Origin of the sequence: Gillisia sp. CAL575, assembly GCF_000403785.1 — a bacterium.
Lineage (GTDB): Bacteria > Bacteroidota > Bacteroidia > Flavobacteriales > Flavobacteriaceae > Gillisia.
On the sequence record NZ_APHJ01000028.1, the window covers coordinates 1 to 12,078 of the forward strand.

Consider the following 12,078-nt stretch of genomic DNA (forward strand, 5'->3'; position numbering starts at 1 on the left):
GGATATAATGGCAGGGCAGCCGCAAATGCAAAATATCGATCAGGTTTCTAATGGTGAAATTCAGCAACTAATAATAGATATCACCAACTTACCTATTCTCACCTTGATAATCTCATTTCTAGTATATTTTATAGGTGGTTACTTTCTTTATAGTGCAATTTATGCCGCTATTGGTGCAGCAGTAGATTCTGAAACGGATACACAACAATTTATGTTTCCTATTATTTTACCATTAATGTTGGGTATTTATGTAGGCTTTTTCTCTGTAATAGAAAATCCTCATGGTACGGTTTCCACTATATTTTCTATGATTCCGTTAACCTCACCAATTGTTATGCTTATGCGAATTCCCTTTGGAGTGCCGTGGTATGAAATAGCGATTTCTTTAGTTATCTTAATTGTATCCAATGCAGGAGTGGTATGGTTGGCTGCTAAGATCTATAGAGTAGGAATTTTAATGTATGGTAAAAAACCTACTTATAAAGAATTGTACAAATGGATTAAATATTAATGGATGCAAGGGAATGTAGACAAAGTTAAAGAAGTGATAGAACAGGATATTTGGGGATTGATCCAGGATTTCTTGAATATTAGACTATATCCTTTAACAGGCGAAGATACAACTGGAATGCATCTAACTGTTGGAGTTGTTCTATTAGTAATTTTTGCTTTTGTTGTCACTACCATTGCGCTAAGGCTAATTCGGGTTTTCTTAACTAGGAAACTTGAAGAGAATGACAAGCTTAAATTTATTAGTGTATTTAAATTTATAAAATACTTAGTATACCTAATTGTTATTATTGTGACCTTAAGTTCCGCAGGGATCAATATAACAGTGCTGTTAACTGCTTCTGCAGCTTTATTTGTTGGTCTTGGTTTAGCTTTGCAAGAACTGTTTCAAGATATTATTGGAGGCCTGTTTATTATCGTAGATAAATCGCTTTTAGTTGGAGATATTATAGAGATGGATGGAAGAGTAGGAAGAGTGATAAACATTAAATTACGTACTACCCGGGTACTCACCAGAGATGATAAAGTGATGATCATTCCTAACCATAAATTTATAAGTGAGATTCTTTTTAATTATACCCAAAACCACAAATCTACAAGAGAATTTGTAAAGGTTGGTGTGGCTTATGGAAGCGATACAGAGAGAGTAGAAGCTATTTTACTAGAATGTGCTAGAGAGCAAACGGGAATTGTTAAAAAGCCAGAACCTTTTGTTCTTTTTGAAGATTTTGGAGATTCGGCATTGGTTTTTTCCCTACATTTCTTCGTTACAGATAGTTTTGTAGATCCTAAAATTAAGAGTCAGTTGAGGTTTAAAATAGATCATAAATTTAGATTGAATGGTATTTCTATTCCTTTCCCTCAGAGAGACGTACACATGTTTTATCCAAAAAATTCAAGCGCTCCAATAACTCCCCCAAATGAAGAAAATACTTAACGCAGTTTTATTTTTGTGTTTTATTGGAAATTCTGCTTTAATGAATGCTCAGGCGGCCGATTTAGCTAGGGTAGAATACACGTATTTTCCACAGTCTAATTCAGATAATTCATTAAGTCGTTTTAAGTCTTTCCTTAAATTCCCTATTAAACTGAATGATAGCGGGGCTTATCTTATACCTGGAATTCAATATGAAAATGTAAATTTTCAATATAAAGATGTAGCTCCCTTTCCTGTAGATAAGCTTGAACATTTACAATCTTATGCTTTTAGTTTAGGCTACACTTTTAAAATGACTGAAGAATGGCGGTTTGGAGTTGAAGTCGAGGCTAATGCAACTTCTAATTTTGAAACAGAAGAATTACAAGGTGAGGATGTTGAATATACAGGATCTATATATTTTATTAAATCTAAAAAGGACGAGCAATTAATTCATCCTTGGAGATTAATTCTAGGTTTACGATATTCGACATCTACAAGTGTAAATTTTCCGTTGCCAATCGTTAATTATTATAAAAAATTTCATCCGGATTGGACCTATACTTTGGGAGTACCAAAAACTAATATAAGATATTATCTAGGTGAGAATAGTTCTTTCCAAGCATTTGTAACTGTGGATGGATTTTATGCAAATATTCAGGAGAGAATTAATATTAATGTAAAAACATCCTTAGACAATAAACTAGCTCAGAATATATCAATGACCACAGTTTTATCTGGGATTGGTTATGAATTGCAGTTCTCGAAGTATTTTTCTTTTTATATTTACACTGGTCATAGCCTTATTAATAATATTCGGTTGAGAGATGAAAATCAGGATAGGGTTTATACCATAAACGATAAAAATTCTTTATATGGCCGTACAGGTCTTAAATTAAGTATATTATAATGGCAAAGATTTTAGTAATAGAAGATGAAGCATCAATCCGTAGGGTTTTGGTTAAAATTCTTTCTGAAGAAAACAAAACGTATCAGTTAGAGGAAGCTGAGGATGGATTGATAGGGATAGAGAAGATAAAAGATGAGGAATATGATCTTGTTTTGTGTGATATTAAGATGCCAAAAATGGATGGGATCGAGGTTCTTGAAGCCATAAAGAAGATAAAACCAGAAGTTCCAGTGGTTATGATTTCTGGCCACGGAGATCTAGATACAGCCGTAAACACCATGAAAATGGGTGCTTTCGACTATATTTCTAAACCACCAGATCTTAATAGATTATTAAATACTGTTCGCAATGCTTTAGACAGAAAAGAATTGGTAGTAGAAAATACGCTACTCAAGAAGAAAGTAGGTAAGAAATATCAAATGATTGGGGAATCTTCCGCGATCACTTCTATTAAAGAAATTATAGAAAAGGTTGCACAAACCGATGCCAGAGTGCTTATTACTGGACCAAACGGTACTGGTAAAGAACTTGTAGCGCATTGGATTCATGAGAAAAGTGAACGTTCAAGTGGTCCTATGATCGAAGTGAATTGTGCTGCAATCCCTTCAGAACTAATAGAAAGTGAACTTTTTGGGCATGTAAAAGGAGCATTTACTTCAGCAAATAAAGATAGAGCAGGGAAATTTGAAGCTGCAAATGGGGGAACTATTTTTCTAGATGAAGTTGGAGATATGAGCCTTTCTGCGCAGGCCAAAGTATTACGTGCTTTGCAAGAAAATAAGATCTCACGCGTTGGGAGCGATAAGGATATTAAAGTAGATGTAAGAATAGTAGCTGCTACTAATAAGGACCTTAAGAAGGAAATAGAAGACAAAAAATTTAGAGAAGATCTTTATCATAGATTAGCGGTAATCCTTATAAAGGTTCCACCTTTAAATGAACGTCGAGATGATATTCCATTATTAGTTAATTTCTTTTCAGATAAGATTGCAGAAGAACATGGGAGTAATGTAAAGTTGTTCACAGAAAAAGCAGTGAAACAGTTACAGGATTATGATTGGACAGGGAATATTCGTGAACTACGTAATGTTGTAGAACGTCTTATTATTCTAGGAGGATCAGAAGTTACTGAAGAAGACGTTAAGCTTTTTGCAAGTAAATCGTAAAGAACTTAATAAACTTAATAATAACAAATCCGAGGATCCCAACAACTTTAAGAAAAACAATTTTTCGCATAATTAAGTATCCCAAGAGTTATTACTTTGGGAAATTAAACCTTAAAAAAAAGCGTAATTATTTCTTAGATGATTTTGGCAAGTATCTTAAGAAATACATGGTGTCTCCACTTGGATGTTGCCATGTATTAAAAAGTTCGAATCCGAATCTTTGATATACCAATGCATTTTGGCGCATTCTTGTTTCAGCATATAAAGGGATGTTGTAAAGATTTGCCTGACGATAAAATTCATCTTTCATCTCTTTTCCCACTTGCTTGTCTGCCCCGCGAGAATCTTCTAAAATTCCCCAGAACCAGCAGTATAAATATTCACCCTCTTGCGGGCGTTGGCTCTTGATATGTTTTTGTGTCTTTAGAATCTTTAAAGCCTTCTTGATCCCCGTAACATGCCAAACAAGACCTAATTGCTCAGGTAATTCCTTCCAAAAGTTTTCATCCTTTTTGCTTGTTTTAAAAAGTATGGCAAAACCTTTTTGGTTTTCAGAAATAATAAGAGCATCTTTTTCTAGAGCCTTATCCACCATATGAGTTGCTAAATAACGGAATCGTTGATCCCTTTTAGAATCATTCTTTACCACCTCCATAGAACTAGGGATTTCCTTAAGTAAAGTGGCAACATTCTGTATTATTTCTTCTCTCTCCAAGCTGTCGAATTTAATGGCGAAGATAAAAAAAATATGTTTCTTAAAGATTGTATATTTAGCATTCAACGATTTAGAATATGGATAAATTAGATCTTAAACATTTTCGAATAGATTCTGAAATTGAATTAAAGAACAAAGCGACTTCCTATCCTTTGGAAATCAGCGAAAAAAAAGTTAAAAATCTTCTTGAAGAAACCAGAGAAAAACTGGGTAAATGGCAAGATAAATTATATGCGCATGGTAAATATGCGGTGCTTATTTGTATTCAAGGAATGGATACTGCGGGTAAGGACAGTATGATAAGAGAAGTGTTTAAAGATTTTAATTCCAGAGGAGTAGTTGTTCATAGTTTTAAAGTGCCTACACCCTTAGAACTAAAACACGATTTTTTATGGAGACATTATATTGCACTACCGGCTCGCGGAAAGTTTGGAGTTTTTAATAGAACTCACTACGAAAATGTACTGGTAACCAGAGTGCACCCGGAGTATATTTTAGGAGAGAATTTACCTGGGGTTAATAGTCTGGAAGATGTAAATGAAGAATTTTGGGAAGAGAGGTTAAATTCAATCAGAGATTTTGAAAAACATATTGCTGATAATGGTACCTTAATATTTAAATTTTTTCTTCATATTTCTAAAGAGGAGCAAAGGCAACGCTTGTTGCGGAGATTAAATAAATCTGAAAAGAATTGGAAATTTTCACCAGGAGATCTTAAAGAACGCAAACTATGGGATGACTATCAACATGCTTATGAAGGGGCTATTAATTCTACTTCCAAACCTCACGCTCCTTGGTATTTAATCCCTTCAGATGATAAGGACACGGCACGTTATTTGGTTGCCAAAATATTGTATGATGTGCTTACAGAATACAAAGATGTTCAGGAGCCAGAGTTATCTCCAGAGATTAAAAATAATCTCGAAGAATATAAGGAGATCCTAAAAAAAGAAACCTTATAATTACCTTTTTAAATTATTAAAAATAAGTTTCCAATGAGAAAAATTTTTATAGTAGGACTTTCTATTTTGTGTAGTCAGCTATCATTTTCACAACTTAATAATAAACAGGAAGATTCTTTAAATCTTCGAAAGTTATACGACATGTCATTGCTTAATGGCAAATCCTACAAATGGCTAGAGCATTTATCCAACGATATTGGGGGAAGACTTTCTGGATCTTTAGACGCCCAATTGGCGGTAGAATACACTAAGAAGGAATTAGAGACTTTAGGTTTAGATAAGGTTTGGTTGCAACCTGTAATGGTGCCAAAATGGGTGCGAGGAGCAAAGGAATTTGCTTATATAGAAACTGCGCCGGGTAGCACTAGGAATATTAATATTACTGCGTTGGGTGGTTCTGTGTCTACACCTGTAGGCGGTGCAAAATCTCAGATTATAGAGGTACAAGGAATAGAAGATCTTGCAAGATATGGCGAGGAACAAATTAAAGGGAAGATCGTTTTTTATAACAGGCCAATGCGTGCTGACCTTATAAATACCTTTGAAGCTTATGGCGGATGTGTAGATCAGCGATATTCTGGAGCGGCAGAAGCTGCAAAATATGGAGCGATTGGAGTATTGGTAAGATCAATGAATTTGCGATTGGATGATTTTCCTCACACCGGAACCATGAGTTATGGCGAATTAAGACCTTCTCAAAGAATTCCGGCAGCAGCTATAAGCACAAATGACGCAGAATATTTAAGTGGTCTTTTAAAAATTGAAAAGAATACAGAAGTATATTTTAAGCTGAATAGTGAACAACTACCAGATGTGCAAAGTTATAATGTGATTGGAGAGATCACTGGCAGCCAGTTTCCTAATGAGTATATAGTAGTAGGTGGACACTTGGATTCTTGGGATGTTGGAGATGGCTCTCATGATGATGGAGCTGGAGTGGTGCAGTCTATGGAAGTATTAAGATTATTAAAAGAGTCTGGAATTAAACCAAAACGAAGTATTCGTGTGGTTTTATTTATGAATGAAGAAAATGGCTTACGTGGTGGTAATAAATATGCAGAGGTAGCTAAAGAAAAGAATGAGAATCACATTTTTGCTTTAGAAAGTGATTCTGGAGGATTCACTCCCAGAGGATTTTCTTTTGAAGCAAAACAAGATCAATTTGATCAAATAGCTGCATGGGAATCCTTGTTTAAACCTTATTTAATTCACTACTTCGAGTTAGGTCACGGTGGAGCAGATATTGGTCCTTTAAAAAATGGTGAAATTGTACTTGCCGGATTAGTGCCAGATTCTCAACGTTATTTTGATCATCACCATTCAGAAAATGATACTTTCGATCAAATAAATAAAAGGGAGTTGGAGCTAGGTGCTGCAACTATGACCTCTTTAATTTACTTAGTAGATAAATACGGAATTTCAACTAATTCGGGAGTTTCAAAGCTGTAATTTAAATAGTCACTTAATAGAATTCCATTTTAATTTTCAATAGAAAGATCAGTAATGATTTTTAGAAAATTAAAATGGAATTCAATTTTTGCCCAAACAAATCTGGTTATCTTTGCCACTTAATTTTAGAAATTGCAGTTAACAGCCTACACCAAAGAGTTTAAGTATAATTTAAATATAGCCTTTCCTATCATGATGGGACAATTGGGGCATGTTTTAGTAGGTCTGGCAGATAATTTGATGATTGGTCAATTAGGGGCTGCACAACTAGCTGCAGTTTCACTGGGAAATAGTTTGGTTTTTATCGCTCTCTCTTTAGGGATTGGTTTCTCATTTGCAATAACCCCTTTGATTGCCGAGGCAGATGGAGCGGCCAATATAGAAAAGGGTAGAAGTTATTTTCACCATGGTGTGATGTTGTGTACTGTGAACGGGGTGGCACTCTTTTTACTTCTATTATTAGCTAAACCTATTTTATATCATTTAGATCAGCCGCCAGAAGTGGTTGCATTAGCCATTCCATACTTGGAAATAGTTGCGTTTTCTATGATCCCTTTAATGATTTTTCAAGCTTACAAGCAGTTTGCAGATGGGCTGTCACAAACTAAATATGCCATGTATGCTACTTTAATAGCGAATGTGGTAAACGTAATCTTCAACTTTTTATTAATTTATGGATTCTGGATCTTTCCAAGATTAGAATTGGAAGGTGCTGCTATAGGTACCTTGATATCAAGATTTTTTATGCTGTGGTTTTTATGGCAAGTGTTAAGAAAGAAGAAGAAATTCAAACCTTATTTTATCTGGTCTAAGAATGAACTATTCAAGCTTGCAATATTCAAAAGAATATTTGCCTTAGGCTTTCCGACTGCTTTACAGATGTTCTTTGAGGTTGCGATCTTTACTGGAACAATCTTTTTGGCAGGAATGTTAGGTACAAACCCTCAGGCAGCAAATCAAATTGCACTTAATCTGGCATCTATGACCTTTATGATTGCCGTTGGTTTAGGCGTTACTGCCACTATAAGGGTTGGAAATCAAAAAGGATTACATAATTATAAAGAGCTTCGGAGAATTGCATTTTCCACGTTCTTACTGGTTTTTTTAATTGAAGCTGTTTTTGCTATTCTCTTTATTTTAATGAAAGATTGGTTGCCAACTTTCTATATAGATAATGTAGATGTGATAGTTCTAGCCGCTCAACTGTTAGTAGTTGCTGCTTTATTTCAATTAAGTGATGGCCTACAGGTAGTAATTCTTGGAGCACTTAGAGGATTGCAGGATGTGAAAATCCCGACAGTTATCTGTTTTATCGCGTACTGGGTGATAGGGTTTCCGGTTTCTATATATTACGGAAAAGCAGAGAATTTAGGGAGTATGGGAATATGGTTGGGCTTATTAGCAGGTCTATCTGCCTCGGCTATAATGTTGTATTTTAGATTCAATTATTTAAGTAAAAAATTAATTCTGAAGGCAGCTTAATTTTATGCTGAAGAAAATTCAGCAAGGTTAATTATAGCTTTCTTCTGAAAATTATAAAAAGTAAAAAATATGGAATTTCCAAAATTTCTTTTAGGTGACAATACTGATTTTCCGGATGCTATTTTCGTGATCCATACGGAATACCCAAGATTTATAATCAACTTAGAAAATGACGACGTAGAGTGGTTAGAAGATTTTGATAAAAGTGATGAAAAGGAACTAGCTACAGAAGCGGAGATCTTGATCACACAAGCAAACGAATTTTATGATCGGGAAGTTTCCAGATATGATGATTAATATTTGAGAATACTCCCTAATTATCATAATAATTCTCTCGTCACCCTAAATTTACCTGCCCGGACCGTTCGGGCGGGTTTCAGGGTCTTTGCAGTGTCATGAGATTTAGAAACAAGTTCAGAAGGGCGTTACTTATCAGTTTATGATACTTTACGGCAACCAATTAATTTTTAATGATAGACCAACTAATTGCATTCGACAGAGAAGTATTTCTTTATTTAAATAATCTTGGTAGCCTGCCTTGGGATCCGTTTTGGCTTCTCATTACAGATAAATGGACCGCCATTCCTTTGTATGCAGTATTGTTGTTTCTTATCTACAAAAAACTTGGTGTCAAGGGAACATTGATCACTATGGTTCTGGTAGCACTTATGATTACCTGTACAGATCAATTAGCGAATCTTTTTAAACATGGTTTTGAAAGGCCTAGGCCTTGTGGACAAGAAGGAGTGATGGAATATACCCGATTTATCGCAGTGCGTTGTGGTAGTTTTGGCTATTTTTCTGCACATGCAGCTAGCTCTACAGCCTTAGCGATTTTTGTTGGATTAATTCTGAAAAGGTTTTATCCGAAACTAATTTATTTTCTACTTATTTGGGCGGTAGTTGTTACTTACAGTAGAATTTATTTGGGAGTACATTATCCTCTAGATGTAATAACCGGAATGTTCTTTGGGACTATAATAGGACTATTGTTCGTCTTTTTGCATAGAGCATCTCTGGAAAAATTCAAAATCACTTTTTAGTTAAAACGTAGAATTCACGAATCAACCGGCTATTATCTCCCTTAGCCATTGTTGGGTTTAGATCTAAGGTGTCTATAAGTTGGAAATTATAGCTTTGGAAATGTTCTTTCCATTTTTGATTTTCTTCTTGATGCACTAAGATTCCAATTTTTTCAATCTTGGCTTCAGCAGGAAGATCTTCTTCAGAAGTTATCTCTAGCATAGGTTTCCCGTATTCAAAAATAAATTCAGGAATAATTCCAGTTACTTCATAAATCTGAATTTTTTCAGCTTTCTCATATTCTATAAGGCTTGCAATATTAGGGTCATTTCTATGTGGAGAGATAAGCTCTAATAAGGGAAAGCCAAAATTTAAGATCACAAGAATCATTAAGAATTGCAATGCAAAGAGTAATTTTGGTGCCTTTTTAATTAATCCGAAGACAAAACCAAGCCCAATTAAAACAAGAGAGCTACTTACTAATATAAAATACAATGACTTTTCCCAGATTGCAACTCCAAAGAAATAATACAATACAAATGGCGCAGCAACTGCTATAATTGTTAGTACTATAAAATTCAGATATACTGGAAATCGCTCTATTCTTGATAATCTTCTCCCGAAATTCTTAATAATATATTCCACATAAAAACCAGTGGTCATCGCCAAAGGAATTAAAACTGGGAGTAAGTATCTACTTTTCTTTTCAGGAATTATTGATAAGAGTACAACTGAAAATAAAGTCCATAGAATATAGAATTTATAGGCTTTTAAATTTGAAACCTTTGGTCTTAAATACCAGTAAAATAAGCTCATAAATGCCGGAATGGTCCAGATTCCGCTTTGGGTAAAGAAACTCCAATAATACCAGATAGGGCGCACATTATAATTTAGCCATCTACTACTTTCAAGTTCGGCTACCGCAGCAAATGCTTCAGCATCGTAATAATGCACATATAGAGTCCAGCTAATTCCTATGCTTATACCAACAACTAGAAAGAGAAGCATAGGTTTCCAGTTCACTTTTAGATTTTGGAATTTATAAGTGAGCGAGTAGCTTATTAAAAATGGGATAAATAAAGCATATAAAGAAACCGGCCCCTTACTTAATAAAGAAGCCCCAAAGAATAATCCTGCAATAATAGCATAACTGTATTTTTTTATATCAGAGTTAAATGTGAGGATAATAAAGTAAATAGCACCCATCATAAAAGCATGGGTAAAAATATCCCATTGGCCATCTCTCCCCGAAAAGACAATATAAAAAGAGGTCATTAATATTAGACTTGAAACAAAGGCAACATTCTTTTGAATTACTAACAAGAGCTGAAGCTTGTAAAATATTATAAGAAGTAGAATTGAGGTTAGCGCGGCTGGTAAACGATATGCAAATAAACTTTCCATCCCAAAGAGATAGGCAGATATCGCGGTTAACCAAGTAGGAAAAGGGGGTTTTTCATAACGTGCTGCTTCATTCATGGTAGTAAAGATCCAGTTGTTATGGGTAAGCATTTCTCTGGCGCTAATAAAATTACGAGCCTCCATTATATTCACCATCAGCACATCCAAGTGAGTGATAAAAATTAAAACTCCTAGGAGAAGGAGTAATATTACTGGGTAATTTTGATATAATTTTTTTAGAATATTCATGAAGCGAAGGTAAAAGATATTATTTTTTATTGTGTATTCGTTTTAATAGTATTTCGGCTCCCTGATAATTGTCACGTCACCCTGAATTTATTTCAGGGTCTCAATTTATTATTTTCATTAAGAGTAATGATATTCTGAAACTTCCAAAGGATCGGAAATGAGTGAAGTCCTTTACCAGTTTAGGACACTTAAGGGAAAATTAAATTATTTTTTAAATACTTTGCAGTTCAAGCAATAATTTTGCAGCTGCAAAGGGAGTGGTCTCATTATTTTCTATCGCTTTTAATTGTTCTTCTAAAGCTTTTTTGATCTTAGGATCTTGATAGAATCTGCTTTTTAAATGCTCGTTGATGGTTTGTAGCAACCAGAATTTATTTTGATTATGCCGATTGATTTCAAAATAATTGTTCTTATCTACTAAAGATTTATATTCTAAGATCATTTCCCAAACCGCAGTAATACCGGTTTCTTCTATTGCACTACATAAAGAAACTTTTGGCTGCCATTCACTAGCTTTTGGTGGATATAAATGCAAAGCTCTTTTGAATTCCAATCTTGCAGCCTGTGCAGCTTTCAAGTTATCACCATCAGATTTATTTATAACAATAGCATCTGCCATTTCTATAATTCCGCGTTTAATTCCTTGTAATTCATCCCCTGCGCCAGCTAACTTCAGCAATAAGAAAAAATCTGTCATGCTATGAACAGTGGTCTCACTTTGTCCCACGCCAACCGTTTCTATAAGTAAAATATCAAATCCTGCAGCTTCGCAAAGTATTATAGATTCTCGTGTTTTTCTTGCAACTCCCCCAAGGGAATCTCCAGAAGGAGAAGGTCTAATAAATGCATTTTCCTCGGTCACCAAATTTTCCATTCTTGTCTTGTCACCCATAATGCTCCCGTGAGATACAGAGCTACTAGGATCTACTGCTAAAACAGCAACCTTTTTTCCTTGTTGAATTAAGTAACTACCAAAGGCTTCAATAAAAGTACTTTTGCCAACTCCTGGGACGCCTGTGATCCCTATTCTAAGAGATCTATGAGCATGCGGAAGGCATTCTTCTATAAGTTTTTCTGCAATTGCCTGATGCTCTTTCTGGTTGCTTTCAACTAAAGTGATTCCTCTGCTCAAAGCGGTCTTATCTCCTGCCAATAATTTTGTTGCTAAATCTGGATCTTCCAAGATCTTTTTTCTAGAAGTCTTGATCTTATCTTTAGAAGCTGGATTAATATTTGGGGTTGAAGGTATGCTTGCTGATTGTTGCAAAGCAGATTTTTTAGTAGAATTAGACAAA

12 protein-coding genes are annotated in these 12,078 nt (G+C 34.8%); 9 read left to right on the top strand and 3 right to left on the bottom strand.

The features are described from left to right. From I130_RS10360 to I130_RS10375, 4 genes are all read left to right on the top strand, one after another. Window positions 1-511, top strand: a 511-nt coding sequence (locus I130_RS10360; RefSeq protein WP_034922681.1) for an ABC transporter permease, incomplete at its 5' end; no start/stop codon positions are given. Window positions 512-514: 3 nt separating this feature from the next. Further along, window positions 515-1,447 carry a mechanosensitive ion channel family protein gene (locus tag I130_RS10365; protein ID WP_034922684.1) on the top strand — a complete coding sequence of 311 codons (933 nt, stop codon included), beginning with the start codon at window positions 515-517 and terminating at the stop codon, window positions 1,445-1,447. Further along, the gene (locus I130_RS10370) at window positions 1,431-2,336 is read left to right on the top strand and encodes a DUF6268 family outer membrane beta-barrel protein (RefSeq protein ID WP_034922687.1); all 906 of its coding nucleotides are present in this window, start codon (window positions 1,431-1,433) and stop codon (window positions 2,334-2,336) included. The genes I130_RS10365 and I130_RS10370 overlap by 17 nt, the downstream gene beginning before the upstream one ends. After that, a complete protein-coding gene (locus I130_RS10375; protein ID WP_034922689.1) occupies window positions 2,336-3,502 on the top strand; it encodes a sigma-54-dependent transcriptional regulator in 1,167 nt (388 codons plus the stop codon). The genes I130_RS10370 and I130_RS10375 overlap by 1 nt, the downstream gene beginning before the upstream one ends. 127 nt (window positions 3,503-3,629) lie before the next feature. Here I130_RS10375 and I130_RS10380 read toward each other — a convergent pair whose 3' ends face one another. Beyond that, window positions 3,630-4,217, bottom strand: coding sequence for a hypothetical protein (locus tag I130_RS10380; protein ID WP_051119683.1), 588 nt, complete (start codon window positions 4,215-4,217; stop codon window positions 3,630-3,632). Between the two features lie 77 nt (window positions 4,218-4,294). Here I130_RS10380 and I130_RS10385 point away from each other — a divergent pair, with 77 nt between their 5' ends. The 5 genes from I130_RS10385 (at window position 4,295) to I130_RS10405 (ending at window position 9,153) form a co-directional block, all read left to right on the top strand. Beyond that, window positions 4,295-5,179, top strand: coding sequence for a PPK2 family polyphosphate kinase (locus I130_RS10385; protein WP_034922692.1), 885 nt, complete (start codon window positions 4,295-4,297; stop codon window positions 5,177-5,179). A gap of 33 nt (window positions 5,180-5,212) precedes the next feature. Then, window positions 5,213-6,628 carry a M20/M25/M40 family metallo-hydrolase gene (locus I130_RS10390; RefSeq protein ID WP_034922694.1) on the top strand — a complete coding sequence of 472 codons (1,416 nt, stop codon included), beginning with the start codon at window positions 5,213-5,215 and terminating at the stop codon, window positions 6,626-6,628. A gap of 132 nt (window positions 6,629-6,760) precedes the next feature. Then, a complete protein-coding gene (locus tag I130_RS10395; RefSeq protein WP_034922696.1) occupies window positions 6,761-8,110 on the top strand; it encodes an MATE family efflux transporter in 1,350 nt (449 codons plus the stop codon). Between the two features lie 69 nt (window positions 8,111-8,179). Continuing rightward, window positions 8,180-8,407 carry a hypothetical protein gene (locus I130_RS10400; protein WP_010228798.1) on the top strand — a complete coding sequence of 76 codons (228 nt, stop codon included), beginning with the start codon at window positions 8,180-8,182 and terminating at the stop codon, window positions 8,405-8,407. 173 nt (window positions 8,408-8,580) lie between these two features. Further along, window positions 8,581-9,153 carry a phosphatase PAP2 family protein gene (locus tag I130_RS10405; RefSeq protein WP_034922701.1) on the top strand — a complete coding sequence of 191 codons (573 nt, stop codon included), beginning with the start codon at window positions 8,581-8,583 and terminating at the stop codon, window positions 9,151-9,153. Here the strand turns inward: I130_RS10405 and I130_RS10410 are convergent. Both I130_RS10410 and meaB read right to left on the bottom strand, forming a co-directional pair. Next, the gene (locus I130_RS10410; protein ID WP_034922704.1) at window positions 9,143-10,783 is read right to left on the bottom strand and encodes an ArnT family glycosyltransferase; all 1,641 of its coding nucleotides are present in this window, start codon (window positions 10,781-10,783) and stop codon (window positions 9,143-9,145) included. The two genes, I130_RS10405 and I130_RS10410, sit on opposite strands and share 11 nt — an antisense overlap. Window positions 10,784-10,994: 211 nt before the next feature. After that, a complete protein-coding gene (meaB, locus tag I130_RS10415; protein ID WP_034922706.1) occupies window positions 10,995-12,077 on the bottom strand; it encodes a methylmalonyl Co-A mutase-associated GTPase MeaB in 1,083 nt (360 codons plus the stop codon). Window position 12,078 lies beyond the last annotated feature (1 nt).

Coding starts and splice junctions, on each gene's coding strand:
- I130_RS10365 (WP_034922684.1), top strand. CDS start 515: ATGCAAGGGAATGTAGACAAAGTTAAAGAAGTGATAGAACAGGATATT.
- I130_RS10370 (WP_034922687.1), top strand. CDS start 1,431: ATGAAGAAAATACTTAACGCAGTTTTATTTTTGTGTTTTATTGGAAAT.
- I130_RS10375 (WP_034922689.1), top strand. CDS start 2,336: ATGGCAAAGATTTTAGTAATAGAAGATGAAGCATCAATCCGTAGGGTT.
- I130_RS10385 (WP_034922692.1), top strand. CDS start 4,295: ATGGATAAATTAGATCTTAAACATTTTCGAATAGATTCTGAAATTGAA.
- I130_RS10390 (WP_034922694.1), top strand. CDS start 5,213: ATGAGAAAAATTTTTATAGTAGGACTTTCTATTTTGTGTAGTCAGCTA.
- I130_RS10400 (WP_010228798.1), top strand. CDS start 8,180: ATGGAATTTCCAAAATTTCTTTTAGGTGACAATACTGATTTTCCGGAT.
- I130_RS10405 (WP_034922701.1), top strand. CDS start 8,581: ATGATAGACCAACTAATTGCATTCGACAGAGAAGTATTTCTTTATTTA.
- I130_RS10410 (WP_034922704.1), bottom strand. CDS start 10,783: ATGAATATTCTAAAAAAATTATATCAAAATTACCCAGTAATATTACTC.